The organism is Kitasatospora sp. NPDC059146, from assembly GCF_042786665.1.
Taxonomy (GTDB): Bacteria; Actinomycetota; Actinomycetes; order Streptomycetales; family Streptomycetaceae; genus Kitasatospora.
Genome location: NZ_JBHZCY010000090.1, coordinates 1 through 25,524 on the forward strand (window position 1 = coordinate 1; position 25,524 = coordinate 25,524).

The 25,524-nt window shown below is 72.4% G+C and carries 28 protein-coding genes; 12 read left to right on the plus strand and 16 right to left on the minus strand.

All coding sequences use genetic code 11. The annotated features are described in order from the left end of the window. Window positions 1–140 precede the first annotated feature (140 nt). Window positions 141–1,781, plus strand: a complete 1,641-nt coding sequence (locus tag ACFXPX_RS30300; protein WP_380644110.1) for a protein kinase — start codon at window positions 141–143, stop codon at window positions 1,779–1,781. 15 nt (window positions 1,782–1,796) lie between these two features. On the opposite strand, the gene ACFXPX_RS30305 is transcribed toward ACFXPX_RS30300, so the two are convergent. Further along, on the minus strand, window positions 1,797–2,540 hold the full coding sequence (locus tag ACFXPX_RS30305; RefSeq protein ID WP_380593518.1) for an MBL fold metallo-hydrolase: 744 nt from the start codon (window positions 2,538–2,540) through the stop codon (window positions 1,797–1,799). 80 nt (window positions 2,541–2,620) lie between these two features. Between ACFXPX_RS30305 and ACFXPX_RS30310 the strand changes: the two genes are divergently transcribed. Then, the gene (locus tag ACFXPX_RS30310; RefSeq protein WP_375887451.1) at window positions 2,621–3,223 is read left to right on the plus strand and encodes an ABATE domain-containing protein; all 603 of its coding nucleotides are present in this window, start codon (window positions 2,621–2,623) and stop codon (window positions 3,221–3,223) included. Between the two features lie 7 nt (window positions 3,224–3,230). Continuing rightward, complete coding sequence (locus ACFXPX_RS30315) at window positions 3,231–3,605, plus strand: VOC family protein (RefSeq protein ID WP_380644111.1); 375 nt, start codon at window positions 3,231–3,233, stop codon at window positions 3,603–3,605. 45 nt (window positions 3,606–3,650) lie between these two features. Here ACFXPX_RS30315 and ACFXPX_RS30320 read toward each other — a convergent pair whose 3' ends face one another. Further along, on the minus strand, window positions 3,651–3,857 hold the full coding sequence (locus ACFXPX_RS30320) for a UTRA domain-containing protein (RefSeq protein ID WP_380593520.1): 207 nt from the start codon (window positions 3,855–3,857) through the stop codon (window positions 3,651–3,653). A 15-nt stretch (window positions 3,858–3,872) separates the two neighbouring features. Here ACFXPX_RS30320 and ACFXPX_RS30325 point away from each other — a divergent pair, with 15 nt between their 5' ends. Then, complete coding sequence (locus tag ACFXPX_RS30325) at window positions 3,873–4,700, plus strand: hypothetical protein (protein WP_380593521.1); 828 nt, start codon at window positions 3,873–3,875, stop codon at window positions 4,698–4,700. Here ACFXPX_RS30325 and ACFXPX_RS30330 read toward each other — a convergent pair. The 3 genes from ACFXPX_RS30330 to ACFXPX_RS30340 all read right to left on the minus strand — a co-directional run bounded on the left by ACFXPX_RS30330 (window position 4,688) and on the right by ACFXPX_RS30340 (window position 6,865). Then, entirely contained in the window at window positions 4,688–5,485 is a 798-nt protein-coding gene (locus tag ACFXPX_RS30330; protein ID WP_380644112.1) for an aldo/keto reductase, read from the minus strand. The genes ACFXPX_RS30325 and ACFXPX_RS30330 overlap by 13 nt on opposite strands. Then, entirely contained in the window at window positions 5,419–6,612 is a 1,194-nt protein-coding gene (locus tag ACFXPX_RS30335; RefSeq protein WP_380527299.1) for a JmjC domain-containing protein, read from the minus strand. Before ACFXPX_RS30335 ends, ACFXPX_RS30330 begins: the two co-directional genes overlap by 67 nt. Window positions 6,613–6,694: 82 nt before the next feature. After that, a complete protein-coding gene (locus ACFXPX_RS30340; RefSeq protein ID WP_380527301.1) occupies window positions 6,695–6,865 on the minus strand; it encodes a hypothetical protein in 171 nt (56 codons plus the stop codon). A gap of 281 nt (window positions 6,866–7,146) precedes the next feature. Between ACFXPX_RS30340 and ACFXPX_RS30345 the strand changes: the two genes are divergently transcribed. Further along, window positions 7,147–8,289, plus strand: coding sequence for an XRE family transcriptional regulator (locus ACFXPX_RS30345; protein WP_380644113.1), 1,143 nt, complete (start codon window positions 7,147–7,149; stop codon window positions 8,287–8,289). Between the two features lie 23 nt (window positions 8,290–8,312). Here ACFXPX_RS30345 and ACFXPX_RS30350 read toward each other — a convergent pair whose 3' ends face one another. The 3 genes from ACFXPX_RS30350 to ACFXPX_RS30360 form a co-directional block, all read right to left on the minus strand. Continuing rightward, window positions 8,313–8,870 carry an NUDIX hydrolase gene (locus ACFXPX_RS30350; RefSeq protein ID WP_380527304.1) on the minus strand — a complete coding sequence of 186 codons (558 nt, stop codon included), beginning with the start codon at window positions 8,868–8,870 and terminating at the stop codon, window positions 8,313–8,315. Window positions 8,871–9,252: 382 nt separating this feature from the next. Further along, window positions 9,253–9,444, minus strand: coding sequence for a DUF397 domain-containing protein (locus ACFXPX_RS30355; protein WP_380593522.1), 192 nt, complete (start codon window positions 9,442–9,444; stop codon window positions 9,253–9,255). Window position 9,445: 1 nt separating this feature from the next. After that, window positions 9,446–10,303, minus strand: coding sequence for a helix-turn-helix domain-containing protein (locus tag ACFXPX_RS30360; protein WP_380593523.1), 858 nt, complete (start codon window positions 10,301–10,303; stop codon window positions 9,446–9,448). A gap of 260 nt (window positions 10,304–10,563) precedes the next feature. Here ACFXPX_RS30360 and ACFXPX_RS30365 point away from each other — a divergent pair, with 260 nt between their 5' ends. Next, window positions 10,564–10,929 (plus strand): ATP-binding protein, encoded by a 366-nt coding sequence (locus ACFXPX_RS30365; protein ID WP_380527307.1) that lies wholly within the window; start codon window positions 10,564–10,566, stop codon window positions 10,927–10,929. Further along, window positions 10,929–11,189 (plus strand): hypothetical protein, encoded by a 261-nt coding sequence (locus ACFXPX_RS30370; RefSeq protein WP_375887431.1) that lies wholly within the window; start codon window positions 10,929–10,931, stop codon window positions 11,187–11,189. The genes ACFXPX_RS30365 and ACFXPX_RS30370 overlap by 1 nt, the downstream gene beginning before the upstream one ends. Before the next feature lie 132 nt (window positions 11,190–11,321). Here ACFXPX_RS30370 and ACFXPX_RS30375 read toward each other — a convergent pair whose 3' ends face one another. From ACFXPX_RS30375 to ACFXPX_RS30395, 5 genes are all read right to left on the minus strand, one after another. After that, entirely contained in the window at window positions 11,322–11,846 is a 525-nt protein-coding gene (locus ACFXPX_RS30375) for an ion channel (RefSeq protein WP_375887429.1), read from the minus strand. 132 nt (window positions 11,847–11,978) lie between these two features. Continuing rightward, window positions 11,979–12,263, minus strand: coding sequence for a Sec-independent protein translocase subunit TatA (tatA, locus tag ACFXPX_RS30380; protein WP_360226432.1), 285 nt, complete (start codon window positions 12,261–12,263; stop codon window positions 11,979–11,981). 161 nt (window positions 12,264–12,424) lie between these two features. Then, window positions 12,425–12,994, minus strand: coding sequence for a methyltransferase family protein (locus ACFXPX_RS30385; protein WP_380527312.1), 570 nt, complete (start codon window positions 12,992–12,994; stop codon window positions 12,425–12,427). 133 nt (window positions 12,995–13,127) lie between these two features. Beyond that, window positions 13,128–13,772 (minus strand): class I SAM-dependent methyltransferase, encoded by a 645-nt coding sequence (locus ACFXPX_RS30390; protein WP_380527314.1) that lies wholly within the window; start codon window positions 13,770–13,772, stop codon window positions 13,128–13,130. Window positions 13,773–14,449: 677 nt separating this feature from the next. Further along, window positions 14,450–16,015, minus strand: a complete 1,566-nt coding sequence (locus ACFXPX_RS30395; protein WP_380644114.1) for an MFS transporter — start codon at window positions 16,013–16,015, stop codon at window positions 14,450–14,452. A 109-nt stretch (window positions 16,016–16,124) separates the two neighbouring features. Here ACFXPX_RS30395 and ACFXPX_RS30400 point away from each other — a divergent pair, with 109 nt between their 5' ends. Further along, the gene (locus ACFXPX_RS30400; RefSeq protein ID WP_375887418.1) at window positions 16,125–16,718 is read left to right on the plus strand and encodes a TetR/AcrR family transcriptional regulator; all 594 of its coding nucleotides are present in this window, start codon (window positions 16,125–16,127) and stop codon (window positions 16,716–16,718) included. 74 nt (window positions 16,719–16,792) lie between these two features. On the opposite strand, the gene ACFXPX_RS30405 is transcribed toward ACFXPX_RS30400, so the two are convergent. Continuing rightward, the gene (locus ACFXPX_RS30405) at window positions 16,793–17,110 is read right to left on the minus strand and encodes a cupin (RefSeq protein ID WP_375887415.1); all 318 of its coding nucleotides are present in this window, start codon (window positions 17,108–17,110) and stop codon (window positions 16,793–16,795) included. Window positions 17,111–17,246: 136 nt separating this feature from the next. On the opposite strand from ACFXPX_RS30405, the gene ACFXPX_RS30410 reads away from it, so the two are divergent. Then, complete coding sequence (locus ACFXPX_RS30410) at window positions 17,247–17,513, plus strand: hypothetical protein (protein ID WP_375887413.1); 267 nt, start codon at window positions 17,247–17,249, stop codon at window positions 17,511–17,513. Window positions 17,514–17,626: 113 nt separating this feature from the next. Here ACFXPX_RS30410 and ACFXPX_RS30415 read toward each other — a convergent pair whose 3' ends face one another. Next, window positions 17,627–18,784, minus strand: coding sequence for an acyl-CoA dehydrogenase family protein (locus tag ACFXPX_RS30415; protein WP_380527320.1), 1,158 nt, complete (start codon window positions 18,782–18,784; stop codon window positions 17,627–17,629). 207 nt (window positions 18,785–18,991) lie between these two features. On the opposite strand from ACFXPX_RS30415, the gene ACFXPX_RS30420 reads away from it, so the two are divergent. Next, window positions 18,992–20,212 carry a TetR/AcrR family transcriptional regulator gene (locus ACFXPX_RS30420; RefSeq protein WP_380644115.1) on the plus strand — a complete coding sequence of 407 codons (1,221 nt, stop codon included), beginning with the start codon at window positions 18,992–18,994 and terminating at the stop codon, window positions 20,210–20,212. A 149-nt stretch (window positions 20,213–20,361) separates the two neighbouring features. On the opposite strand, the gene ACFXPX_RS30425 is transcribed toward ACFXPX_RS30420, so the two are convergent. Beyond that, window positions 20,362–20,685, minus strand: a complete 324-nt coding sequence (locus tag ACFXPX_RS30425; RefSeq protein WP_375887404.1) for a hypothetical protein — start codon at window positions 20,683–20,685, stop codon at window positions 20,362–20,364. Window positions 20,686–20,926: 241 nt separating this feature from the next. Here ACFXPX_RS30425 and ACFXPX_RS30430 point away from each other — a divergent pair, with 241 nt between their 5' ends. Next, on the plus strand, window positions 20,927–22,939 hold the full coding sequence (locus tag ACFXPX_RS30430) for an ATP-binding protein (RefSeq protein ID WP_380644116.1): 2,013 nt from the start codon (window positions 20,927–20,929) through the stop codon (window positions 22,937–22,939). A 136-nt stretch (window positions 22,940–23,075) separates the two neighbouring features. Then, window positions 23,076–25,433, plus strand: a complete 2,358-nt coding sequence (locus ACFXPX_RS30435) for a hypothetical protein (RefSeq protein ID WP_375887399.1) — start codon at window positions 23,076–23,078, stop codon at window positions 25,431–25,433. The last annotated feature ends 91 nt before the right edge of the window (window positions 25,434–25,524 follow it).

Below are 25,524 nucleotides of genomic sequence, written 5' to 3' on the forward strand. Positions count from 1 at the left end.
ACCCCCCGACCGGCGGTCGGGGGGCCGCTGCCCGGTCCCCCGGCCGCCACCCCCTCAGGTCCCGGGCCCGGGGCGGCTATCGTGCACAGGTGCACGAGGCCGCTCGGGACCCCGGAGGCCGCACGTGAGGGGAGTCCCAGGTGATCGGACGCGCGCTGAACGGGCGTTACGAACTCGTCGAGATACTCGGCGTCGGAGGCATGGCCACGGTCTGGCGCGGCCTCGACCGGGTCCTGGGCCGCCAGGTGGCCGTCAAGGTCCTCAACGGCGGCCTCGCCGACGACCCCCGTTTCGCCGAGCGTTTCAGCCGCGAGGCGCAGCACGCCGCGATGCTGGTGCACCCGAGGATCGTCATGGTCTTCGACTCGGGCGTGGACGAGGGCACCCCGTTCATCGTCATGGAGCTGGTGAACGGCCGTTCGCTCGCTGCCGTCCTGGTCCAGCAGCCGCAGTTGCCGGTGGAGCGCGCGGTCGGCATCGCGGCGGCGGTCTGCGAAGCGCTGTCGGTCGCGCACGCGGCGGGCCTGGTGCACCGGGACATCAAGCCCGGCAACATCATGATCACCGACGACGGCGGCGTGAAGGTGGTGGACTTCGGCATCGCCCGGGCCGGTTCGTCCAGCAACCTGACCCAGACCGCGAGCGTGCTCGGTACGGCCGCCTACCTCTCGCCCGAGCAGGCCACCGCCTCCGCCCTGGACGGCCGCACCGACCTGTACGCGGTCGGCTGCGTGCTGACCGAGATGCTCACCGGCGCGACGCCGTTCACCGCCGAGACCCCGGTGGCGATCGCCTTCAAGCACGTCAGCGAGCAGCCCCTGCCCCCGTCCGCGCGCCGCCCGGGCCTGCCGCCGGCCCTGGACGCGGTGGCGCTGCGCCTGCTGGCCAAGGACCCGGCCCACCGCCCGGCCGACGCCGCCGCGGCGCGGGCCGAACTCCTCGGCACCGTACCGGGCCTGGCCGTCGGCGATCCGACCGCGGAGCTGCTCGCGACCGCCGCTCCCACGCAGCTGCTGCCGCCGGTGGGGCCGACGGGGTCGATGGCACCGATGGCACCGACGGGGCCGATGGGGCCGATGGCGCCGGTGCACCCGAACCAGCAGCACACCACCCTGCTCCCGCCCCAGACCCCGCACGGCGTCCCGCACCACCCCGTCCCGGCCGCGACCTCGGTGATGGCGCCGCTCCCGGCGATGCCGCCCGCGGCGCACCCGGCCGGACGGCTCCCCATGCCCGCCCCCACGGTGAGCCGGCGCAACAAGCCCCTGGTCCTCGGAGCGCTGGGCATAGCCGGCCTCGCCGGGGTCATCGCCGTGGTGCTGACCGCCGCCGACGAGCCGGCCGGCAACGCCGCCGCCAAGCCCCCGGCGGCGACCAAGTCCGTGGCCACCACGCCGACGACGGCCCCGCCCTCCGCTGCCGCCGCCCCCACCACCCCGGCCGCCACGCCGACCGCCCCCCTGCCCACCCAGTCCGTCCCGCGCAACCAGCCCGCGGAGCTCCAACTCCAGTCCTTCCGGCAGGCCGTGGCGCAGGCGCAGGTCGGCAAGGAGCGCGACAAGCAGACGGAGCTGCTGCAGATCCTCGACGAGACCGCCTCCCGGCTGAACGAGGGCAACCCCGACGACGCCGCCCAGGAGCTCCGGGCCGCCCAGAAGACGATCAAGGACCTGGGCAAGAAGCACGCGATCGACGGCCCCACCTACGCCAACTGGAACGCCCGTCTGTCCGCGCTGTACGCGACCCTCCACACGTCGGCGGGCAACTTCCAGGACGACTGAGGCACTCCGCCCCGGTCAGGCGAACTGCAGCCGGTCGCTCAGCCCGGCCGCCGCGAAGGCCGCCTCCAGCGCCGTACGGCCCTCGGTGAAGTGCGCCCAGCTGTCGAAGTGCGCCGGCACCACGCGCCGCGCGCCCAGCAGGGCGGCGGCCTCGGCGGCCTGGGCGCTGTCCAGGGTGAGCAGCGCGCCGTCGAAGGGGCCGGGGCGGGCGGCGCCGGCGAACAGGACGGCGGTGTCCACCGGGCCGAACCGCTCGGCGATCTCCTCGACCAGCGGCAGCGAGGCGTTGTCGCCGCTGACGTAGACGCTCGGCAGGTCGGGCGCGGTCAGCACGAACCCGATCACCTGGCCGAGCACCGCCTCGGCGCCTTCGGGCCCGTGCAGCGCGGGTGTGGCGGTGACGGTGACGCTGCCGCCGTCCGGGCGGGCCAGTTCCACGGACTCCCAGGGGGCGAGCCCGCGCGCGGTGCCGCCGAGCCGCTCGGCGCCGCTGGTGGTGGTGAGGACGAGCGGGACGGTCGGCAGCAGGGCGCGGCCCGAGGTGTCCAGGTTGTCCGGGTGCTCGTCGTGGGAGAGCAGGACGGCGTCGACCGGGCCGAGGTCGGCGGGGGTGATGGGGGAGGGAGCGGTCTTGGTGAGGGCGCGGCCGCCGCCGCGCGGGTAGTCGCCGGGCTCGTCGAAGGTCGGGTCGGTGAGGAAGCGGAGGCCGCCGAATTCGATGAGGGCGGTCGGGCCGCCGAAGACGCGGATGTTCGACATGCTGGTTCACCTCACGGAGAAAGTCATCGTTTGACGTGATGAAACCTAACCCTCCATCACGGAAGAGCGCAAGGTTTACCATGAGAACCGTGAATGCCACCCTCACCGCCCCGCCGCCCGCACCGGGTTCGGAGCAGCATGTCGCCCTCGACTTCGCCAACAGCGACCTCGCGCTCACCACCGGCCGCCTCGACCTCCTGGCCACCCCCGCCGACGCCACCCGCTGGCTGGTCGAACGGGGCCTCGCCCCCGAAGGGGCGGAGGTCTACGAGTACTGCACCGGACGGCTGCGCGAACTCCGGTCCCGGCTCAGGGTGTTGCTCGCCGCCCGGGTCGACGGCGCGGTGCCGCCGGCCGAGGCCGTGGACGCGCTCAACGCCGCGCTCACCGCCACCTCCGCCGCCGCCCTGCTGCGCTGGGACGAGCCGGACGGCCCGTACCGCGCGCCGGCCCATCCGGCCGACCAGGTCGCCGTGCACGCCATGGCCGTCATCGCCGCCGACGCGGCGGACCTGCTCACCGGCCCGGACGCCGACCGCCTCGCCGCCTGCGCCGCGAGCCCCTGCATCCGCTTCCTGGTCCGCACCCACGCCGCCCGCCACTGGTGCTCGACCCGCTGCGGCGACCGCGTCCGCGCGGCCCGGGCCTACGCGCGCCGGAGCAAGGCTGAGGCCGCGTCATAATGGCGCGGTGCTGACGATCGGATCCCTCGTCCTCGGTGTCGCCGACATGCCCCGCGCGGTCGCCTTCTGGACGGCCGCGCTCGATTACGTCCCGAGGGACGGCCTGGTCGAGGACGACTGGACGGTGCTGCTCCCCGCCGACGGCGGCACCGGCGTCCAACTCGCCCTGGGGATCTCCGAGTCCCCCGTCCAGGTTCACCCCCGCGTCCACCTCGACCTCTACGCGGACGGCGCCGCCGCCCAGGCCGCCGAGGTCCGCCGCCTGATCGCCCTCGGCGCCCAGGAGGTCGACTGGGACCTCTACCCCGACGACCCGGACTTCGTCGTCCTCGCCGATCCCGAGGGCAACCGCTTCTGCGTCATCGACACCGCCCACGGTTGACCACAGGGTTGTCCACAGCCTGTGGACAACCCTGTGGGCCATCCCCTACGGCGTGTACTCGTACCCGATGGTGAACCGGGCGGGCAGGCACGACTCCGTGTACTCGATCAACCCGTCGTCGTCCGACCACCGGTGGACGAGAGCCAGGATCGGACTCCCGACCGCCACCGCCAGCCCGGCCGCCTCCCGCTGGTCGGCCGCCCGCGCGTGCATGTCGTCGCGTTCGGAGCGACTCCCAACTCCCCTGTGCATCGTTACCGTTGTCCTATGACGGATCTGCGCCGGGTGCCGGTGGACGAGGTGCTGGGACGTGTCGAGGCTGCCTTGGTGACGAGGCTCGACAGGAAGACGGTGGTCCGCAAACGCCGATCCGTGGGAGCAGGCACGGAGCGCGGCACGTGGGTACGCATCGAGCGGCGGGGGCTCGACCGGATCGGCATCCAGGGCGGGGACGGCACTCCCTCCGCTGAGGCCTTGCGCGGGATCGCGAAGCCCGCGTGGCTCGCGGGCTTCGCCTGGCGGGACGAGGCCGAGCCGGTGATGTGGCGGGCTGATGAGACCGAACTGCTGCCGTCTGCCCCAGCAGGATCCGCAGTTGTGGCCGAGGACCCCGGGCTGCCGCCCCGATGGTGGTCGGAGCTGAATGCCTCTCTCGATGCGCTCGCCGGTCAGCGGACGAATCGGATCGCCACTCCGGACACGGAGACGATCACCCAGGAGCTGGTGACTCGGACGATCTGCCAGGTGTTCCCGGGCATCGACACCACGGTGAGTGAGTGGTGTCCGGCGCATGCGGATCTGAACTGGGCGAATGTGACCGCGCCCGAGTTCTGCGTCTTCGACTGGGAGGACTGGGGCATGGCCCCGCGCGGTCTGGACGCTGCCACGCTGTGGGCGGCATCGCTGGCGGTACCGGCGCTGGCCGATCGCGTCCGCGGTGAGCGGAGCCGCGACTTCGCGAGCAGGGACGGCAAGCTGATGACCTTGTTCGTCGCGGCGAAGATCCTCGGGCCGTACGCACATCCCGAGGACCCGCGCCTTGAGGGTGCCCGCGTTTTGGCGGAGCAGGTGGTGAAGGAGCTTCACGTGGACTGACGCAGGAGCTGCCGGTACGACCGGAGCACCTCAGTGTCGATTTCGTACGCCAGGCCGCCGAGCAGCTCTCGAAGGTGCCCGGTGTCGTCGGTGCTCACTGCCACCGCGTCCACCCTGGGGAGCGCGAAGGCGACCCGGAATGCTGCCTGCACCGTCGTGGCAGCCGGTACCCGCAGGAATGTCCTCGGCTCCACCCTTGCCCATACGGGGGCGGTCGCGCTGCCTCCGAACGGGCTCATGCCCCACACCGCGGCCGGCCGCCACCAGGTCACCAGTGCCTCAGCGGCGTCGAGGACTCTGTTGCTGACCAGGAGGCCGGAGCGAACCATCAGGACGTCCGGTCGCGGTGCGTCGAGGCCGACCAGCGGGCGTGGGTCCCACGTGGAGATCCCCCAGTGCTCGCACAGCCCCGCCGCTGTCGCGTCGACCAGGGCGGCACACGCGTGCGTCAAGGTCTCGGCGTCCGGGGCGGAGTGTTCCGGGTTGTGCAGGAGGATCGTGCCCGGCTCGTGGCCGAGATCCTTGGCCGTCTTCTCGACAGCGTGCCGGAGTCGTTCCGGGAGGAGGCTGTGGCCGTCTTCGAAGTAGCCGACTTTGGTGGAGATCGAGAACTTCGGGAGCAGGTCACCGGCGACCGTTGCGAGGGTGCGGTGAGAGTGATGGCCGAGGTAGTTCGAGGCGGTGTCGATCGCAGTGACACCGAGGTCCAGAGCGTCGCTCAGGAGGTCGCGTCGGTGACGAGACCGGTGTAGCCCGAGGACAGTTCGTCGGTCAGCGGTGCGCACAGCTCCTCCTTGATCAGGATCGCGGCGACCTCGTGGATCTCGTCCCCAGCGGTCGCCGCTGCCCGTTCGAGCGGGACCGGTCGGCCGCTGAGCAGCAGCCGCAGGGAGGGGACGGCCTTGGCGGCGACGGTGAGCTTCTTCCCGGCCGCCGTGACATCCACGGTGTCACCGTTCTCCTTGATCCGGGGTGGGAAGTGGGTGGTGCACACCACGGTGCGAGGCGGGCCGGAAATGCCGAGGAAGGGCACGTGGCGCCCGGGAGCGGTCTGGAGTCCGTAGGCCGTGAGGAAGTCCTCCGGGCCGTGCCGGCCGACAAGGCGGGTGGCGGCTTCGACCAGGGCGGAACTGCCGGTACCCCTGTGGTCGAGGTCGTGGCGGAAGACCTCCTGCTCTCGGCACCAGTCGCCCAGCCAGGCCATCCAGGAGGCGCCGGTGCGCCTGGTGACGCCGAACGTGACGTGGAGGCTGTGACCGGCGCCGCTTCCGGTGCGGGTGGCTTGATGCCAGTGGCCGCGCGGAATGTGCATGACGTCACCGGCCTGGAGTGCGCCGTTGAAGATCACGGTGTCACTGGGCGTGCTGTTGGGGTCAGCGTCCCGGTACATGGGCACGGCGCGGGAGGTGGCTCGAACCTCCCAGTCCTTTTCTCCCGAAAGCTGAACGATGATCACATCGTGGTCATCCCAGTGCAGCGGGAACCCCGCGGCATCGTTGGTGGTGAGGTACGCGTTCACCTGTACGCGCTCGTGCGCCCACCACTGCAAGGCGCGGCAGGCGACTTCCATGGTGGGATCGAAGACGTTGACCTGGTCCATGATGAGCGTCGCACCCTGCCGGAGCAGGTCCCCGAGGCGATGCATGTTGGTCATCGGGACGGACTGTCCGCGCGGGCTGACGGTGTCGGTGAAGTACACGGCCGGGTGGACTTCCTCGCCCATCTGGAAGGCCCGGAACTGCGGCCGGTTCAAGCTGCGCCGCATGGCGATGTCGAGCAGCTTGTCCGGGGTGAGGATGCGCGACAGGAGCGCGTCGTCCTCGATCCGCCCGAGCATGAAGCCGGTACCGATCGGCTCCGAACTCTGCCATCCGAGAGCCGTCTCGATGGCGCTGACCAGTCGGTGTTCCACTGCTACCTCCTCAGGAGTGTGCTGGAGCGGGGTGGGAACTCGCGCCGTGCACGAGTTCCCACCCCTGGGGATGACCGGCGCCCTATCCGACGTCGGTCAGGTTGCCGTCACCACCGGGCCACGGCGCGTCGCCGGACGATCCGGCGTTGTCGGAGCGGAGGCTGTCGTACCTGTCCTGGACAGCGGCCAGTTCCTCGACCGCGACCAGCAGCCCACTCGTCTTCCTCAGCGGGTCGTTCGTGGTGTCGTCCATGTGGTGCTCCTCTCTTCTCGGCTCCGCCCAGCTCCAGGCGGAGGTCTGAGCTGAAGCGCGCCCTGAGCCTCGGGCAGCCGAGCAGCTGGGGAGATCAAGCTCCGATCGATCGAAATCTCGGATCGGCAGCCGACTCGGTGATTGGTGTGAGAACAATGGAAGTTGACTGCGTGCCGGTCCGGTAGCCGATCGCCCTTAACCTCGGCGAGTTAACCGTCTCCGACCTGCGGCGCCGCAGTCAGGACGCATCGGTTGGCACGATCACGGGATGAGGCCGAGAGATGTCAGCTCAGTTGCGGCAGGCTCGCAAGGAGCGGGGTTGGTCACAGGAGCGGCTTGTCCACGAGATGGAGCGGCATGCCCGCAGGCATCTCCTCGACATCGCCTCGACAGCGAGCCTGCGCGTCTACGTCTCGGAGTGGGAGAACGGCCGTCGACCGATTGGTCCCCTGTACGCTGCGGTGCTGCGCGGGTTGCTCGGGCTCACCGACCGGGAGCTTCTCGACGGCCGTGCGTCAGATGGCCGAGCGCTGACCGTTGCCGGGTACGACGAACTGGTCAGCCGCATCGATGCGGCCCACAGCCTCAGCCTTGGCATGGTGGACACCTTCATGGCTCAGACCGAGCTCCTGCGTACAGTGGACCGCCAGATGGGCGCTGCTGCGCTGGTCGACCAGATGCAGGCACACCTGACGGCCCTGGAAGAATCGCTGACCTTCGCCGTATTGCCCGCCACCAGGGAACCCATCGCCCGAGCACTCGCCGGGACAGCCACCCTGGCGGCGTGGCAGGCGCTCGACGTCGGTGCCAGTGAACGAGCCTGGCGTCACTACGAACTGGGCAAGAGGGCCGCAGCCGAAGCGAAGGAGCCGATGTACCTCGCGCACGCCATGGCCGAACAGGCATACGTGCTGTCGGCCGCCGGGAAGAACGATCTCGCCGTACAGCTCATCCAGGAAGCACACCGCTCCGTCGGCACCGAGGCCTCCCCTCGGCTGGCCGCATGGCTGCACGCGGCCGAAGCCGAACTCCTGGCTCAGGCCGGCCAGACGGAAGCCTGTCGGCGGTCCTTGGACTCGGCAGCGGCCACTCTCCCCGCTGGAACTTCGGACCGCGACCCCGACATGTTGAGCATCTTCCTCAACGACAGCCACCTGGCCCGGTGGCGAGGCAACGTCCTCGCCCGTCTTGGGGACGACGCCGCGATGAGTGACCTGTACGACGCCCTCGCCACCATGGACGCCACCTTCACCAGGGCGACCGCCGGCCTGCACTGCGATCTCGCCCAGGCCCACCTCGCCCGAGAAGAACTGGACGAGGCCGCACACCACTTACGGCAGGCACGCCTGCTGGCCAATCGCACCGGATCGGCCCGCCAACGCGCCCGAGCCAATCAACTGGTCGAGAAGCTCGGAGCATCGTGATGGGATGGGGGCCTCCCCGGGCATCACTGTTTGCGGGAGGCCAGGATGTGCAGGAGCGCCACCAGAGTGCCCGAACCCGTGAGCTTCCCCTCCGCCATGAGCACAGGCACCTCGGACATCGGCACCCACGCGACGCGACCGGCCTCCTCGCCGGCCTCCGGCTCGCCCGCGAGGGTCGCCCCATGGCCGACGAACACCTCGTGCGGCGAGTCCACCATGCCGACCATCGGCTGAAAGGTGACCACGTGGTCGAGGTGCTCAGGCCGCCAGCCGGTCTCCTCCTCGACTTCGCGCAGGGCAGCCCGCAAGCCATCCTCTCCGGGATCGACGATGCCACCGGGCAGCTCCCAGCCCCAGGACTGCGGCACGAAGCGGTACCGCCACAGCATCAACACGCGGTCGCCGTCATCATCCAGCACCGCGGCTATGGCCACGCGCTTCAAGCGCACCACGTGATGCTCGAAGCGCGCCACACCAGGAGGTTCAACGTCCACGAGGGCCAGCTGCACCCATGGGTTGTCATAGACCAAGCGGTCGCCGTGGACCTTCCACGGCTCGAGCTCATCGGCCTGAGCGCTCATCAGCAATCACATCCCAGGAAGGCAGCAGGTGGGGATAGTTGACCACACTCGCCGAACGGAGGCCGTGTGTTCGAGCCCTCATTCATCCAGGGATGCTGCTGGCGAGTGCGACTGATCTCATCCGGCCACTGCACGCCTTGTTCGCAGCGCTCCGACTGCATCCGGTCGAGGCCCCGAGCACAGGCTCGGGTGAGCCTTCGGCATCAGCTCCTCGGCACGGTGATCTACCTGGCCACATCGACATCTGGCTCGCCGAGACACCCCGGGCTCGAAATCAGAACCCACACCTGGCAGTAGTTCGCCCCGCTGGATGAGTCCAGCGGGGCGAAACAGTCCACAGTCGCCAACAGCATCCGCGAACGAGCGTGAGGGGCCGCTGGGGTTAGGCGTGGTGGTCGAACTCGCCGGCCTTGAGGCCGTCGAGGAGGGCGGTGAAGGCTGCGAGGTTGGTGCGGAGGATGGTTTCGCCTTCGTCGGACTCGCGGAGTTCGATCAGCTTGTCGGCCCTGCGGACCTCCACACAGTTGTCGCCGGAGCTGCTGTAGGACGACTTCTGCCATTGATTCTGGGGCATTTCAGCCTTTCAGGGTCTTGGCCGTGTGATGGATCAGGTCTCGGGATTCATCGGCGTCGAGGGATGACTTCTCGATCCGATCGAGGACTCTTCGGTAGGACTCGAGCTCGTTCAGGGAGTCGTAGAAGATGGGGCCGGTTGATGCCTCCATCTCGACCGTGTCGAGCTCGGGAACCTCCCCGTACGAGTAGGCGAAGTTCTCGATCGAGCCCGGGTAGGTGTGGGCGGCGAAGGGGACGACTCGGATGCAGACAGCCTCTCCGGCGGCGTCATCGATCAGGGAGTGAAGCTGGCTCCGCAGAACAGCGGTGCCTCCGTAGCGGGTGACCAGGCTGGACTCGTGGATGTAGATCTCAAGCTTCTTCCTCGGGTCTTCCAGGAACTTGGCCCTTCGCTCCATACGGAAGCTGGTTCGTAGATCCAGCTCGTCAGCCGGAACTGGAGAGAGGTGACGGTTGAAGACTCCTCGCGCATACTCCTCGGTCTGCAGAAGCCCCGGGATGATTGCGGACGCCCAGTGCCGGATCGTGCCGGTGGCGAAGTCCTCGTGTTCGGCGGATTCGAGCAAGGTGTCTGGGAGTCGATGGCGGTACTTCTCCCACCAGCCCTTCTTGCGTGTGCTGATGCTGCCGAGGGAGCTGATCAACGGCTGGCTGCCGCAGTTGCAGGCCGCGGCGATGGTTCGGAGCCGGTCCATGCTGACGCTCGTCTTGCCGCTCTCCATCTGCGTCACCTGTGCAGCGCTAACTCCGAGCGCGCGGGCAAGCTGGCTTCCTCCGAGGCCGGCTCGCTCTCGCATCTTCCGGAGTTCGGCGCCCAGACGGCGCTGGCGAAAGGTTGGGTTCTGACGGCCAGGCATGGGGTCCTCTCTGCATCATGTGGACCCAGTGTGACGCGCGCCCGGGTGGTGGGGCCATCTGTCCCTCTGAAGAGGGAATTCTGAGCAAACTACCTAAACTTAAGTAGCTCGTGCGCTATGGTCGATGTCACATCGATCCGACGGATCGTCAGTAATGCTTGCTGGTAAGCACCGCAGAGCAGTCGTGCCTTCTTCCACGGCCTGGTTCACGGCGACGTATCCGCCGGTTCTCCACCCCACACACGCCCGGGAGTTCTCCCATGCGTCACCTCAACACGCCCTCCCTCGCCCTCTCCCGCCAGTCCCTCCGCAACGCGATGGTCCGCGCGGGCTGGCACCCCTCCGCCACCTTCGAGGCCGAACTCGCCCTCGGTGAGCTCCTCGCGAACGCCTGGCTGCACGGTGGCACCCCCGCGCCGGTCACCGAGATCCTCTTCCTCCACAACACCCTCCGGGTCTCCGTCGCCGACGAGAGCCCGCAGCTTCCCGTCCCGCAGCCCCTCGACCTCCTCGCCGAGTCCGGCCGGGGCCTCCAGCTGGTCGCCGGTCTCACCCACCGGTGGGGCGTCGACCCGCAGGAACGCGGCAAGGTCATCTGGTTCGAGTGCGACCTGGGTGCCGCCTGATGTCCCTCCCCCGCCGCCCGCTGCTGCCGACCGATCCCCGGGTCCGGGCCTGCACCGACGAGCACATCCGTACGCTCCTCGCCGAACTCCTCCAGCGCGGACGTAAGTTCGGCCTGCTCTTCCCCTCCGTCGACACCGACCGGACCCTCGACGGGCGCGTCCTGGTCTGCTTCAACACGGCGCCCGCGTCGACGCTGCTGAACCTCCTGTCCCTCCTCCTCGAAGCCGAACGACAGTGGGGCGCCCCGTGCGATTCCTGATCGCCGCGGCCTTCGCCGCCCTCCTCGCACTCGCGCTCGCGACCGTCGCCCTGGGGGTCGTCACCGCTCTCCGCGCGACCCCGCCGGAGCCGGACGAGGGCGACTGACGGGCCGGCGGGACGGCAGCGGTCCTCACCCGCGGCGCCGGATCCGGCGTTCCATGTTCCCGCGGATCGTCCGCGACGCCGTCCCGGCCGCCGCCGCGAGGAACACGAAGTTGTACCCGATCTGCAGCACCACCACGAGCCGCGCCGTCTGCCCCGCCGGGGTGATGTCGCCGTACCCCACCGTCGCCATCGTCACGACCGTGAAGTACAGCGCGTCCAGCCGCGTCTCCAGCCCCGCGAACTCGGCCTTGTGCGCGCCCAGCGCGTAGTACGTCGCCGAGAAGATGACCATCGCCAGGAAGATGAGGAAGGCCAGCCAGGCCACCGGCTGCTTCGCCGTCCCCTTGAGCACCCCGACGATCTTCGCCAGCATCAGCCAGCTCAACCCGCCCAGTGCCGCCACGAAGACCGTCCAGCTCAGGAGCGGCCGCCGGTCGCCGAACCACTCCAACGGCAGCGTGAAGTACCCGACCATCAGCAGCGTGAACGCGCCCAGCAGCCACGCCACGGCCCGGAGGTCGGCCGACGGGAGAGGAGGGATCTCGGACATCCCGCCCAGCCTGGTCCACCCGGACCCGCCCCGCCCGCCCGGCTACTCCGGCCGGGGCGAGGCGGCCCGGGAAAGCGTCGAGCCCCCGGTGGAAATCCACCGGGGGGCTCGACCAGAACCTCGTACGACGACTCAGGCGGTCGTCTCGGGGCGCTTCGCCTCGGCACTCTTCGTCACGTTGGTCGGCGTGACGGCCGGGCGGTCGGCGGCCTGCTGGGGGGCGGCCGTGCTCTGCGCGGTGCCGGCGTCCGCCTGCTCGCCGCCGTCCTCGCGCATCGCCTTGGTCTCCGCCTTCAGGATGCGCATCGACTTGCCGAGGCCACGGGCCATCTCCGGCAGCTTCTTCGATCCGAACAGCAGGACTACGACCGCCAGCACCACCAAGATGTGCCAGGGCTCAAGACCGTTCCGCAGCATCCCTGGCCACCGGTCCCTTCTTGTCTAGAGTCACGGAGGGCGCTAGGCCCTGCTGGCCAGTATGCCTGGCCCCCAGGCCGAACGGATACACCGGACGGGAAACGCTGGCCGAAAACCAGGTGCCGTCCGAACGGATCACCGATGGCGGCGCCGCCGGGCCATCAGTAGACGAATGGCACCAGCCGCTTGGAAACCCGCTGGTAGTCGGCGTACGCCGGGCCGAACGCGCCGAGCAGCAGCCGCTCCTCGGCGGCGATCCGCCAGCCGTACGCGCCGAGCAGCAGAACGGTGACCAGCAGTGCCGCCGCCCAGCTGCCGGTGCCGAGCGCGTAGCCGCACCAGACCAGCAGGCTGCCCGCGTAACCCGGGTGGCGGATCAGCCGGTACGGGCCGCTGCGGACCACCTGCTGGGTGTCCACCGTCCGCAGGGTGCGGGTGTAGTAGCGGCCCAGGGTGCGCATGCCCCAGCCGCGCAGGGCCAGCCCGGCGACGACCAGCGCGACCCCGGCCCAGCGCGGCCCGGCGGGCAGCATGCCGACGCCGGCGCGTTCGAACAGCACCACCACCAGGACGGACGCGACGTAGCAGGTGAGCAGCAGCCGGGTCGAACCGCGGTCGCGGTCGTCGGCGCGCCAGCTGCCGGCCGCGCTGTCCTCGCGGCGGCGCAGCAGCAGCTCGTAGCCGACCCAGCAGAGGACGCCGAGCAGGGAGAGGAGGGACGGCAGGGACATGGGGAGCTCCTGACGGTCGCGGACTACCCCTCCACGGTCCCCCGGCCGCGCCGCCGGGACACGCACCCGGGGGTGGATGCCGCCGGGTCCACCCCGGGGTGGACGGTCTCCGCGATCGCTGCGGTCACCGCGGTCACCGGGGCCGCCGGGGCCGCCGCGCCAGGAGGTAGCCGCGCCGGGTGTCGGCCTCCTCGGGCAGGCCGTCCCGCTCCAGCCGGGCCTCGACGCCGAACCCGGCCTCGGCGAGGCGGGCGGCGACGGTGTCGGTCCGCAGGAAGTGGAAGTCCACGTCGACGTCGTGGCCCCACCACTCCGCCAGGTGCCGCACCTCCTCGCCCAGGTGGAAGGAGACCAGCAGCAGCCCGCCGGGCCGCAGCACCCGCAGCATCTCGGCGAAGGCGGGCAGCAGCTCGTCCGGCTCCAGGTGGATCACCGAGTACAGGGCCACGGCCGCCGCGAACTCGCCGTCGGCGGCGGGCAGCGCCAGCAGGTCCCCGGTGCGGAACTCGGCCCGCGGGTGCTCGCGCGCGGCCAGCTCGACCATCCGCGGCGACAGGTCGATCCCGACCACCCGCGCGCCCTGGCCGGTCAGCCACCCCGCCACGTGCCCCGGCCCGCACCCCAGGTCCGCCACCACCCCGCCGGCCGCCTCCTCCACGACGGCCCCCAGCAGCGCCCGGTCCACCACCTTGTGCGCCAACTCGCCCCCGATCCGCCCCAGGTACTCCTCCGCCACCACGTCGTAACTTCCGCGCACCCGCCCGTGTCCAGTCCCCATGCCCCTCACCCTGACACGGCCCTGCCCCTTCTCACCCCCCAGCACGAGAAACCGGACCACCCACACCCTCCGCCCCGCCCCCGCGAACCCGCCAACCCCTCCCCACCGCAGGCGACGCACGGGAAGTCGGCAGGGCCGACGTTTCGCGCGTGCCCAGTCGCCAAGCCCCCGCAGCACCGCCCTCGCCAGTCCTCCCTGCGCCGGAAGTCGGCCGGTTCGACTTCTCGTGCGCGCTTCCGACCGCCGTGCTCCGACTCCTTGCTGCACCTCTGCCCTTGCCGGTTCTCCCTGCACGGGAAGTCGGTGGGGCCGACTTCTTGTGTCGGCGCCGACGGGGTCGCCGGGGGTGCGGCAGTGCTCGTTGGCTGTGCGATGAATCAGCGGGGTCGGGGTTCGGCTCGTCCCGGGGGATTCCTGGAGGCAGGTGGTGCACGGGAGGTCGACGGGGTCGACTTCTTGTGTCAGCGCAGACGGCCGCCGGGGGGTGCGGCAGTGCTCGTTGGTTGTGTGGCGAGTCGGCTGGGTCGGGGGGAATCCCGGCGCCGGGCGGTGCGCAGGAAGTCGGCCGGGCCGACTTCTCGTGCGCGTGCTGGGGCTCGGGGGAGGACGGCGGAGAGCCCCCGTCCGGGTGGGCGGGGGCTCTCGATGACTCGCGTGGACGGTGGCCGTGCGGTGGGTCAGGCTGCGACGGGCTGCTCCGGGGCCGGGGCCGGGACCGGGGCGGGGGTGGCGGCGGGCAGGTGGCGCAGGAGGCGGTGGGCCAGGACGGCGGCGCCGAGGGCGAAGACCAGGCCGACGACGGCGGCGACGTGCAGGCCGTCCGTGAAGGCGCCGCGGGCGGTCTCCAGCAGGTCCGGGCCGAGCCGGCCGGGCAGGTGGGCCGCGACGGAGACCGCGCCGCCGAGGGTGTCCTGCGCGGTGGCGGCGGCGGTGCCGTCGACGCCCGCCGGGAGGGCGCCGTCCAGCTGGTGGCGGTAGACCGCGGCGCCCGCCGCGCCCAGCAGGGCGATACCGAGCGAGCTGCCGAGTTCGACGGCGGTCTCGGAGGTGGCGGAGGCGGCTCCGGCCTGCTCGACCGGGGTGGCGGAGACGACCATCTCGGCGGTCATCGTCATGGTGCCGACGGTGCCCGCGGCCAGCACGCCCGCCGCGGTGAGGATGAGTGCCAGCGGGGAGTGCGGGCCGACCTGGGTCATCGTCGCGAAGCCGCCGGCGCCGACCACGAAGCCGCCGCCCATCAGGGCCGCCGGGCGGACCTTGCCGGCCAGGGCCGAGCCGATCCCGATCGCCGCGCCGACGCCGACGCTCGGCACCAGCGACCAGAGCGAGGCGGTGAACGGGCTCATGCCCTTGACCAGCTGGAGGTACTGGGAGGTGAAGAGGGCGAAGCCCATCATCGCGAACATGGCCAGGGTGTTGACGCTGATGGCGCCGCTGAACGTGCGGATCCGGAACAGGCTCAGGTCGATCAGCGGGTTCGCGGCGGTGCGCTGGCGCTGCACGAAGGCGACGGCGATCAGCAGCCCGGCCGCGGCGGCGAGGGCGGGGGGCGGGCTCCAGCCGTCCACGGCGAGGGTCTTGACGCCGTAGACCAGGGGCAGGATCGCGGCGAGCGAGAGCACGGCGCCGGCCACGTCGAAGCGGCCGGTGCGGGCGGTGGTGCGGTACTCGGGCAGCAGGACGGGCGCGGTCAGCAGCACCAGGACCATCACCGGGACGGCGACCAGGAAGGCCGAGCCCCACCAGTAGTGGTCGAGCAGCAGCCCGCCGGCGACCGGGCCGAGGGTGGCCCCGGCGGTGAGGGCGCCGCCCCAGGCGCCGAGGGCGACCTGCCGCTGCTTGGGGTCGTGGAACATGTTGCGGATCAGCGCCAGGGTCGAGGGCATCACGGTGGCCCCGGCGACGCCGAGCAGGGCGCGGGCGGCGATCAGCTGTTCGGCGCTGCCGGACCGGGCGGCCAGCAGCGAGGCGACGGTGAAGCCCGCAGCACCGATCATCAGCAGCCGGCGGCGGCCGATCCGGTCGCCCAGCGCGCCCATCGTGATGAGCAGTCCGGCCAGCAGGAACGAGTACATGTCCATGATCCACAGCTGCTGGGTGCCGCTGGGGGCCAGCTCGGTGGAGATGTACGGGACGGCGAAGAACAGCACGCCCATGTCCATGGAGAGGACCAGGGTCGGGAGCAGGAGGACGGCCAGGCCGGTCCATTCGCGACGGCCTGCGCGGCCGGTGGTTGCGGTCATGGGGAAGACGGTACGGACGTTTCAGACGCTTGTCTAGTACAGATGTGTAACTCGAACGTCCAAGACGTTCGTGCAAGACATCCGTGCAGATGTTCCGTAGGATCGGGGCATGGGAAACCGCGAAGACCTGATGGCCGGCGCCAAGCACTGCCTGTACGAGAAGGGCTACGGACGCACCACGGCCCGCGACATCGCGAGCGCCTCGGGTGTCAGCCTGGCCGCGATCGGCTACCACTTCGGCTCGAAGGACGCGCTGCTCAACGCCGCGATGATCGAGGCGATCGGCGAGATGGGTGAGGCCCTGGGGGTGGTGGTGTACGGCGCCAACCAGGTGTCCGACGACCCGGAGACGCGCTTCGCCGCCGCCTGGAACGGCCTGCGGGACGTCTTCGCCGAGCACCGGGGGCTCTGGGCCGCGCAGTTCGAGGCGCTCGCCCAGGCCGGGCACAACCCGGAGCTGGCGAAGGCCTTCGAGGACGCGCAGAAGGACGGGCGGCTCGGGCTCGCCGCCGTGTTCCAGGGGCTGCCCGAGGTGCCGGACAACGAGGAGGAGCTCGCCCGCGGCACCTTCTACCAGATCCTGCTGGCCGGCTACGTCGCCCAGTGGCTCGCCGCGCCCGACCTGGCGCCGACCGGCCAGGAGTTCCTGCGCGGGCTCCGGCTGGTCAGCGGCACCGTGCTGGGGGCGGGCGCCACGCCCTGACGCGCGTTACGCCCTGACGCTCGCCGGGCCCTGGCACCCGCCAGGCCCCGACACCCGCTACCCCCCGACACCCGCTACGCGGTGACGGCGGTCAGCAGCACCACCGAGTCGACGTGGGCCACCAGCCCGTGCCGCTCCTGCGGCACGGGCTCCAACTCGCCCGCGGCCAGCTCCACCCGCCGCCCGGCGATGGTCAACGAGACCCGGCCGCGCAGCACCTGGACGCTCCCCGCGGTGGGCGGGGTGTGCTCGTCCAGCGAGGTGCCCGCGGTCAGGGCGATCACGGTCTGCCGCAGCACCCCGTCGTGCAGCACCAGATGGGCGCTGCGCCCGTGCGGACCCTCGGCCGCCCGGGCGGCGTGCTCCACGGCGAGCCGTTCGAGATCGGGCATCGCGCCGCCTCCTCCTCTGCCGGGTGCCCAGGCCGTGTGCCCAGGCTGGCGGACGCACCGCCGGGGCGCACCCGGGAGGGGTCCGGAGCGGGCCGCCCGAGGTGCAGGCCCCGCCGACTGCCCGCATCGTGGAGGCATGGCGACCAACCAGAGGATCTTGAACGGACTCCAGGTCAACCGCTCGCTGCTGGCCGGTGGCGTGGTGCTGACCGGCATCGGCTCGGTGCTCGGCGCGGCCGGGGCGGCACTGGTGTGCGCGGCGCTGTTCACCGCGGGCCGCGACTGGGTGCGCAGCATGGAGACGCCGCCGGGCACGCTCGCCCAACGGGCCCTGCACGAGGCGAAGGTGGCTTCCTCGGCCGGCTGGGAGGCCTGGCGCGCGGAGCACGGCTCGCCCAACTGAGCACGGGTGCAGGGGCGGACGCGCAACGTACGCGCGTACGGACGTGCGCACGTACGACACGGCGGGCCGCCATGGGGGTGCGGCCCGCCGCGGTTCCGGGGGCTGGGGCGCCGCTACAGCCCGAGCGACTTGGCGATGATGCTGCGCATGACCTCGCTGGTGCCGCCGTAGATCCGGAAGACCCGGTTGTCGGTGTAGAGCCGGGCGATCGGGTACTCCAGGATGTAGCCGTAACCGCCGTGCAGCTGGAGGCACTTGTCGATCACGGTGGAGGCCGACTCGGTGCAGAACAGCTTCACGGCGGCCGCGTCCGCGACGCTCAACTCGCCGTTCTGGTAGAGCTCCAGGGCCTGGTCCACCATCGACTGCTGCGCCAGCACCTGGGCCTGGCAGTCGGCCAGGGTGAACTTGGTGTTCTGGAACTCGGCCACCGCCTTGCCGAACACCTTGCGGTCCTTGACGTACTGCACCGCGAACCGCACCGCCGCCGCGGCCGCCGCGTACGCGCCGACCGCGATCGCCAGCCGCTCCTGCACCAGGTTGTGGGTCAGGTACGAGAAGGCCCTGCCCTCCTCGCCGAGCAGGTCCTCCACCGGCACCTTGACGTCGACGAACGCCAACTCGGCGGTGTCCGAGGTGCGCAGGCCGATCTTCTGCAGCTTGCGCCCGACCGAGTAGCCCGGCGAGGTGGTGTCCACGCACAGGATGGAGAGCCCCGCCCGGCGGTCCTCCGGGTCGTACGCGGCGGTGCGGGCGACCACCAGGACCAGGTCGGCCAGCACGCCGCCGGTGATGAAGGTCTTGGCGCCGTTCAGGACGTAGTGGGTGCCGTCCTCGGAGAGCCGGGCGGTGGTGGTGATGCCCGCGAGGTCGGAGCCGGCGCCCGGTTCGGTCATCGCGATCGCGGTCATGATGTCGCCGGAGACGAAGCCGGGCAGCCAGCGCCGCTTCTGCTCCTCGTTCGCGTACTCCAGCAGGTACGGCAGCACCAGTCCGGTGTGCACGCCGGAGGAGCCGAAGCTCACCCCCGCGCGGGCGGTCTCCTCGGCGATCACCGCCTGGTACTTGAAGCCGCTCTCGCCCGCGCCGCCGTACTCCTCCGGCACCTCGATGCCGTAGACGCCGAGTTCGCCGAGCTGGCGGTAGAAGTCGCGGGGCGGGTGGCCGTCGGCCTCCCAGCTCTCGTAGACCGGGACGACCTCGTTGGCGATGAAGTCCCGGATGGTCTCCCGGAAGGCCTCGTGGTCCTCGTTGAACACGGTGCGGCGCACGGCGGCGCTCCCTTCGACGGTGCCGGCCGGAGGGCCGGCGGAGGCGGAACGTACCAGGTGGTGGCCCGACAAGTTAATCCCGGGTAGCCTCGACTGTCCAGCGTCGGCGGGCCCGGGGCGGGCCCGGGAACGCTGCTCGACGCGGCTGCCAAGTGAATCCTTGCTAGCCTTCGGGCGGAGCTCGGGACGGATGCGGGGAGGTGCGCGATGGTGGTCCGGAGGCCGCCCGGCCGACGCGCCCAGATCCTCGCCGTGGCCGCCGACCGCTTCCACCGCAGCGGCTACCACCAGGTCTCGATGTCCGAGGTCGCGGCCGGGGTGGGCATCACCGCGCCCGCCCTCTACCGGCACTTCCGCGGCAAGCCCGAACTGCTGGACCGCGCCGTCCGGTTGGGCCTGGACGCGCTCGCCGACGGCCTGCGCGCGGCCGGCAGCACCACCGAACTCGGCGCCGCGCTGGCCGCGGTGGCGGTCGGCCACCGCCCGCTCGGCACCCTGGTGCAGCGCGACGCCCGACTGCTGCCGCCGGCCCGCCGGGCCGGACTGCGCCGCGAACTCCGCGCGGACGTCGCCCTGATGGCCGCCGTACTGCGCGCCGAGCGGCCGGAACTCTCCGCCCCGGATGCCGAGTTGCTCTGCTGGTCGGCGCTCTCCGGCTGCGCCGGGCTGTCCTACCAGTCGGCCGCCCCGCAGCCCCGCCGGGCCGAGGCGCTGCTGCGCGAACTGGTCGCGGCCGTCCTCGCGGTCCCCCTGGACGGCACCGCCGAGAGCGCCGACGACACCGCCCCCGCGTCGCAGCGGACCCAGGGGCGGACCCAGGAGCGGGCACAGGAGCGGACCCAGGCGCAGCCACCGGAGCAGCCGAGGCCGCAGGCCCGCCGCGAGGAACTGCTCGCCGCCGCCGTCCGGCTGTTCCACCAGCGCGGCTTCGACAACGTCAGCACCGATCAACTCGGCGCCGCCGTCGGCATCTCCGGCCCGAGCGTGTACCGGCACTTCGACAGCAAGGCCCAGCTGCTCGCCGCCTCCCTGGTGCGCAGCCGGGAGCGGCTCTGGCACGAGGTGGACGGCGCGATCTCGACGGCCGCCGGGCCGGCGGAGGCGCTGGCGGCCGGGCTGGGCGCGTACGTCGACTTCGCGCTGCGCAACGGCGACTACCTGGGGGCGATGTTGAGCGAGACCGAGCGGCTGGCCCCGCCGGACCGCCGGGCCGCGGTGGACTTCCGGCGGGACTTCCTGCGCACCTGGGTGGGGCTGCTCCGGCAGGTGCGCCCGGAGTACGACGCGGTGACCGCCCGGATCCGGGTGCACGCGCTGTTCTCGCTGGTCAACGACGGGGTGCGGAACCGCCCGTACAGTGCCCGGCCCGACCTCGGCGACTGCCTGCGGCGGATCGGCCGGGCGGTGCTCGGAGTCGAGACTTCGTAGGAGCACCCAGGCGCACCCGGGAGACGGAGCGGGCCGGGGGGGCGCCCCCCGGGGGCGCCGCCCCCACGCACACGCCCAATCCGAGGCGCGAACCCCGTAGGCCCGCGGCCCCGTGCGGTGCGACCGGGCGCGGACCCGGTCGGGCCCGGCTAGTAGAGGACGTGCGGGTAGTAGACCCGGGCGTCGAAGTTGCCGTTGCCCTGGAGGGCTCCGACGTTCCCGCTGTTGCCCGCCACGGCGAGGCCGTTGTTCTGGTTGCTCGCCCCCGAGCCGGTGGCGGTCTGCTGGGTGTTGACCACGTTGCCGTTGACGGTGCCGATGACGTTGCCGGAGCCGACGTTGCTCACGACGCTGCTGTTGGAGTGGTCGATCGCGCCGGCGCCGTTGTCGGCGTGGGCGGTGGCGGCCCCGACGCCGACGAGGAGGAAGGCCCCGAGGGCGGTGACGGCGGCGGCTGCGCGAATACGGGACACGCTGGTCTCCCTGAGCTGGAAGTGCGAATGTGGCGCGATCCGGAGTGGCCGCTCCGTAGCGCCGTTGCCTGACGTCGCACGTTCAGCATTCACCAGTGACGTGGACGAACTCCACCAAACGGGTGGCATTTCCCTCGATGGTGGGGGAGCGGTCAATTCCGAGTTGACCAGAATCCGTCATTCCGCCTGATGTATAGAAAGAAATGGTCGACGGATTGTCGCACTGGCACACTGAGGACCCATGTCTGAAGGTGCCCCGACCGAGCCCACCCCGACCGAGCCCACCCCCGCCGAGCCCACTCCGGCCGACGGCGTGCGCACCACCGAGGTCGACCTCGGTGGCCTGGTGAACGTCCTCGCCACCCACCTCTACTCCACGCCCCTGGTCGCCCTGCGCGAACTGGTCCAGAACGCCCACGACTCGCACACCCGCCGGCTCCTGGAGGACCCGGACGGCGAGCACCGGCCGCGGATCCGGGTACGTGCCGACGCCGCGCGGCGGACCGTCGCCATCGAGGACACCGGGGCCGGCCTCACCGAACCGGAGATCCACGCCTACCTCGCCACCGTCGGCACCGGCTACACCCGGATGCTGCGCGAACTGACCGGGAACCAGGAGCTGATCGGCGCCTTCGGCCTGGGCTTCCTCTCCGCCTTCTCGGTCGCCGACGAGGTGACCGTCACCACCACCTCGCACCGCGAACCGCGCCTCGGCCACCGCTACCGCAGCCGCGGCGGCGAGCAGTACCAGGTCGACCCGGCCCCCGCCCGCCCGGAGCCCGGCACCGTCGTCGAACTGGCGCTCAAGGCCGAGCACGCGCACCTCGCCGACGAGCACGCCCTGCGCGAAGTCCTCGGCCGCTACTGCGTCCTGCTGCCCGTACCGGTCTACGTCGGCGACGACGAACGGCCCGTCAACGCCGTCCAGGTGCCCTGGCGCCAGCGGGTAGACGGCGACCAGCACGCCGCCCGGATGCGCTTCGCCACCGCCTTCGGCCGCCGCTTCGAGCCGCTCACCGCCTTCCCCGTGCTGCCCGTCCAGGGCGACGGCCCCGGCGACGGCCCGTCGGACGGCGCCACCGACGGCCCGGCCGGCAGCGCCACCGACGGCCCGTCAGGCGGCGCCACCGACGCGGTCGGCCTGCTCTGGGTCCAGGACGGCGGTTCCTACGGCAGCAGCGACAACCGCGACCTCGCCGTCTACCTGCGCGGCATGCTGCTCGCCGAGGACGCCCGCGACCTGCTGCCCGGCTGGGCCGGTTTCATCGGCGGCGTGATCGAGTCCAGCCGGCTCACCCCCACCGCCAGCCGCGAGGACCTCCAGCGCGACGAGCACTACCGCGCGCTGCAACGGGCCCTCGCCGACGCCGTCGTGGACGGCCTGTACGAGACGGCCCGGCTGAGGCCCGCCGTCTGGCGCCGGATCCTCACCCGGCACGGCCAGGAGCTGCTCGGCGCCGCGCTCTGCGACGACCGGCTGTTCACCCTGCTCGCCGACGACGTCCCGGTGCCCACCTCGCAGGGCGACCTCACCGCGGGCGGCCTGCGGGCGGCCGGCGGGGGCGCGGTGCACGTCGCGCTCGGCAGCGGCGGCGGCTTCGAGGAGATGCTGTACCGGGCGATGCGCGTCCCGATCGCCCGCGGCGACCGCTACGCCGTACTGCCGTTCCTGCGCCGCTACGCCCAGTTGCGCGGCTGCCGGCTGGTCGAGCTGGGCAGCGAACAGGGCAACCGGGAACTGTTCCGCGACCCGGAGCGGCCGCTGCCGCCCGAGGACGCGGCCTGGCTCGCCGGCGCCCTCGCCGACCAGGGGGAGCAGCTCGTCCCGGCCCGCTTCGACCCGCCCGGCCTGCCGCTGGTCCTGGTGCCCGACCGGGAGGCCGAGTTGAAGGCCCGGATCGAGGACGACCAGGCCGACGCCCGGATCCCGTCCGCCGCGCTGCGGCTGGCCCGGGCGTTCACCGCCCGCACCGACGGCGCGGTCAAGGCCCGGCTCTACCTCAACCTGGACTGCCCGGCCGTGCGGGACCTGCTCGCCGCCTACCGCACCGGCCACACCGGCAGCGCCACCGCGGCCGGGCTGCTCCGCTCGCTCAAGGTGATCATGGCGGCGGCCTCCACCGGCCCCGCCGAGGGGGACCTCGGCGCCGCGCTGGCCGGCATCGGCACCGCCGTCTCCGCCCTCACCGCCGCCGTCCCGCCCGGCCTGCCGGACGTCCCGGACAGCCCCGGCGCGCTCCGGGGCGAGGCGTGACGGCCGACTCCCCGGCCGACGCCCAGCCGGACGCCCCGACTGGCAGACCCGCGGGCAGACCGGCCGCCGCCCCGCCGGGCGCCCCGACAGCGGCCCACGCCAGACCACACACCAGCACCACGCAGGGGGAACAGCCATGACCACCGACATCTGGGCCTGGGTGCGCGACACCCACCAGCAACTGCGCGAGGCCGGCCACGCACGGCTCGCCGACGCCATGTACGAGCTGCCCGAACACGCCACCGAGGGCCGCAACGAGCAGCTCGACGCGGTCTTCCCGGAGGCGGTCGCCTCCGCCCGGGCCCTCGGCCTGCCCTGGGTCGAGGTCTACCTGCGGCACTGGCGGATGCAGAACCTGCTGAACAAGCGCCAGCAGGGCGAGTCGGTGATGCCCGAGGCGGTCGACCTGCTGGAGTTCGCCCACCGGGAGGAGACGGCCGGCTGCCCGCAGTCCGTCTGCGTGGTGCAGGACTTCGCGATCTGCCACGCCCGGGTCGACGGCCCCGGGTACGTGGCCGAGCGCCTGGAGGTGGTCGGCGAGACACTGGAGCGGATCGAGCCCGGCCGGGCCTGCTTCGACTGCCTCTCCCGCGAGTACTCCGACGCCCTGGAGGACGACGGCCGGGCCGCCGACGCGCTCGCCCACCTGGACACCGCCTCCGCCCGGATGCAGGCGGCCGGCCAGCAGGTCTCGCTGCGCTTCCACCGAGCCCGGGCCGGCACCCTGCACCTGCTGGGCCGGCACGAGGAGGTGCTCACCCTGCTGGACACCACCGACCGGACCGCCAGGGCCAGGGGCGAGGAGCTCGACGAGAGCGACCGGCGCTGGGGCGACCTGCTGCGGGCCCGCGCGCTCGCCTCGCTCGGGCGCACACCGGAGGCGCTCGCCCTGCTGCCCGCCCGGGCCGAGGCCGAGCGGCACGCCGACCTGCGCGAGACCTGGACCCGGACGGTCGAGCTGCTGGTCGCGGCCGGGGCCTGGGAGAACGACGCCGAGCTGGGCGCCGTGCTGGCCGGCTGGGTCGGCTACCTGGACACCACCGGCTCGCACCGCCCCTGCGTGGACCTGCTGCTGGCGGCGGGCCGGCTGGCCCTCGCCCGCGGCGCCCGCACGGTGGCGCTGACGCTCGCGGCCACCGGGGAGCGCAAGCTGGCCCGGCTGCGCCGCACCGAGGGCGTGGCCGGGGAGGTGGCGGCCCTGCGCGCGGCCGCCGAGGCGCTGCCGGTGCCCGAGCTGCCCGTCCCGCCCGGCGAGCTGGCGGCGTACCTGGCCGAGGCCGAGGTGCCGGTCGAACCCGGTGCCGACCTGCTCGCCGTCGCCCTGGAGCGGTACCGGGGCGAGCCCGCCGGCGCCACCGGGCTGGCCGTGCCGCTGGCCACCGTGCTCGGCGGGCTGGGCCACGCCCGGGCCGCCGCCGACCTGCTGTGGCAGCGGCTGGACGTCGACCCGGGCAGTGAGCACCTGGTCGGCACGCTCGGCCAGCTGCTGATCGAGGCCGGGGACGCCGAGGGGATCCGCCGGCTCGCCGACCGGCTGGCCGCGACCGCCCCGGCCGACGCGCACTGGATCCGCGCCCGCTGGGCCGCCGCCGAGGGCCGCTGGGCCGAGGTGCTGGAGCAGTGCGGGGCGATCCTGGCGCTGGAGGCGAACCGGATCAACACCCGCCGGCTGGCCGCGGCCGCCGCCACCGAACTGGGCGACCACGCCACCGCCCAGCGCCTCTACCAGGAACTGCTGGAGCACGCCCTGTCCGCCGAGGAGGCGGGGGAGGAGCAGCTCCACCGGACGGTCCAGGAGCCCGACCTCTGGCACCTGGTCACCGCCGCCACCGCCAACCGGGACTGGGCCGTGGTCCGCTCCACCGGTGCCCGGATCGGCATCGAGTTCGACGAGCCCGAGGGCCCGGTGGACGAGGAGTGGCAGCTGGTCACCGTCCGCGCCACCCGCACCAACGGTTCGACGGCCGACCTGCCCGCCGTCCGCACCGGCCCGGCGACCGCCCGGATCCTGCCGGTGCTCGGCGACGACCTCACCCTCAACCACGGCGACGTGGTGGTCTTCGCCCCGGCCCTGCTGGAGGCCCCGCCGGCCGAGGACGCCCCGGAACCGGAGCGGGCGAACTGGCGCCCGGTCTTCGCCCTGCTGACCCTGCTCGACCCGGCGGGCTTCACCACGTACTGGATCGACGGCGCCTGGCCCGGCGACGAGGCCTGGTCCGGCTTCCGGGACGACCTGCGGGCGGCCGGCTACGCGGTCTGGGCGTACAGCGGGGAGCAGTACCGGATCACCGACCCGACGGAGGACGACGGCTCGCTGCCCGGCGTGTACGCCGCGCTCGGCGTCCCGCCGACCGCCTCGGCGCAGGCGGCCGACGCGCTGCTGCACGAGCTCACCGCCGGCTGGGCCCACCCGCTGGCCTGGCTCGACCTGGCCGACGCGGCCGGGGCGGACCTCGGCCGGCACGCCGGGATCGTCGAGCGCTACGACCTCTGAGCCGGCCCGCCCCCAGGCCCCGCCCCTGGTCGGTTCCCCGGCCCGTTCCCCGGCTCGTGCCCCGGCCGGTCCGCACCTCCGGGCCGGCCGG

Coding starts and splice junctions, on each gene's coding strand:
- ACFXPX_RS30305 (WP_380593518.1), bottom strand. CDS start 2,540: ATGTCGAACATCCGCGTCTTCGGCGGCCCGACCGCCCTCATCGAATTC.
- ACFXPX_RS30310 (WP_375887451.1), top strand. CDS start 2,621: ATGAGAACCGTGAATGCCACCCTCACCGCCCCGCCGCCCGCACCGGGT.
- ACFXPX_RS30320 (WP_380593520.1), bottom strand. CDS start 3,857: ATGCACAGGGGAGTTGGGAGTCGCTCCGAACGCGACGACATGCACGCG.
- ACFXPX_RS30325 (WP_380593521.1), top strand. CDS start 3,873: ATGACGGATCTGCGCCGGGTGCCGGTGGACGAGGTGCTGGGACGTGTC.
- ACFXPX_RS30340 (WP_380527301.1), bottom strand. CDS start 6,865: ATGGACGACACCACGAACGACCCGCTGAGGAAGACGAGTGGGCTGCTG.
- ACFXPX_RS30345 (WP_380644113.1), top strand. CDS start 7,147: ATGTCAGCTCAGTTGCGGCAGGCTCGCAAGGAGCGGGGTTGGTCACAG.
- ACFXPX_RS30350 (WP_380527304.1), bottom strand. CDS start 8,870: ATGAGCGCTCAGGCCGATGAGCTCGAGCCGTGGAAGGTCCACGGCGAC.
- ACFXPX_RS30355 (WP_380593522.1), bottom strand. CDS start 9,444: ATGCCCCAGAATCAATGGCAGAAGTCGTCCTACAGCAGCTCCGGCGAC.
- ACFXPX_RS30360 (WP_380593523.1), bottom strand. CDS start 10,303: ATGCCTGGCCGTCAGAACCCAACCTTTCGCCAGCGCCGTCTGGGCGCC.
- ACFXPX_RS30365 (WP_380527307.1), top strand. CDS start 10,564: ATGCGTCACCTCAACACGCCCTCCCTCGCCCTCTCCCGCCAGTCCCTC.
- ACFXPX_RS30370 (WP_375887431.1), top strand. CDS start 10,929: ATGTCCCTCCCCCGCCGCCCGCTGCTGCCGACCGATCCCCGGGTCCGG.
- ACFXPX_RS30375 (WP_375887429.1), bottom strand. CDS start 11,846: ATGTCCGAGATCCCTCCTCTCCCGTCGGCCGACCTCCGGGCCGTGGCG.
- tatA (WP_360226432.1), bottom strand. CDS start 12,263: ATGCTGCGGAACGGTCTTGAGCCCTGGCACATCTTGGTGGTGCTGGCG.
- ACFXPX_RS30385 (WP_380527312.1), bottom strand. CDS start 12,994: ATGTCCCTGCCGTCCCTCCTCTCCCTGCTCGGCGTCCTCTGCTGGGTC.
- ACFXPX_RS30390 (WP_380527314.1), bottom strand. CDS start 13,772: ATGGGGACTGGACACGGGCGGGTGCGCGGAAGTTACGACGTGGTGGCG.
- ACFXPX_RS30395 (WP_380644114.1), bottom strand. CDS start 16,015: ATGACCGCAACCACCGGCCGCGCAGGCCGTCGCGAATGGACCGGCCTG.
- ACFXPX_RS30400 (WP_375887418.1), top strand. CDS start 16,125: ATGGGAAACCGCGAAGACCTGATGGCCGGCGCCAAGCACTGCCTGTAC.
- ACFXPX_RS30405 (WP_375887415.1), bottom strand. CDS start 17,110: ATGCCCGATCTCGAACGGCTCGCCGTGGAGCACGCCGCCCGGGCGGCC.
- ACFXPX_RS30410 (WP_375887413.1), top strand. CDS start 17,247: ATGGCGACCAACCAGAGGATCTTGAACGGACTCCAGGTCAACCGCTCG.
- ACFXPX_RS30420 (WP_380644115.1), top strand. CDS start 18,992: ATGGTGGTCCGGAGGCCGCCCGGCCGACGCGCCCAGATCCTCGCCGTG.
- ACFXPX_RS30430 (WP_380644116.1), top strand. CDS start 20,927: ATGTCTGAAGGTGCCCCGACCGAGCCCACCCCGACCGAGCCCACCCCC.
- ACFXPX_RS30435 (WP_375887399.1), top strand. CDS start 23,076: ATGACCACCGACATCTGGGCCTGGGTGCGCGACACCCACCAGCAACTG.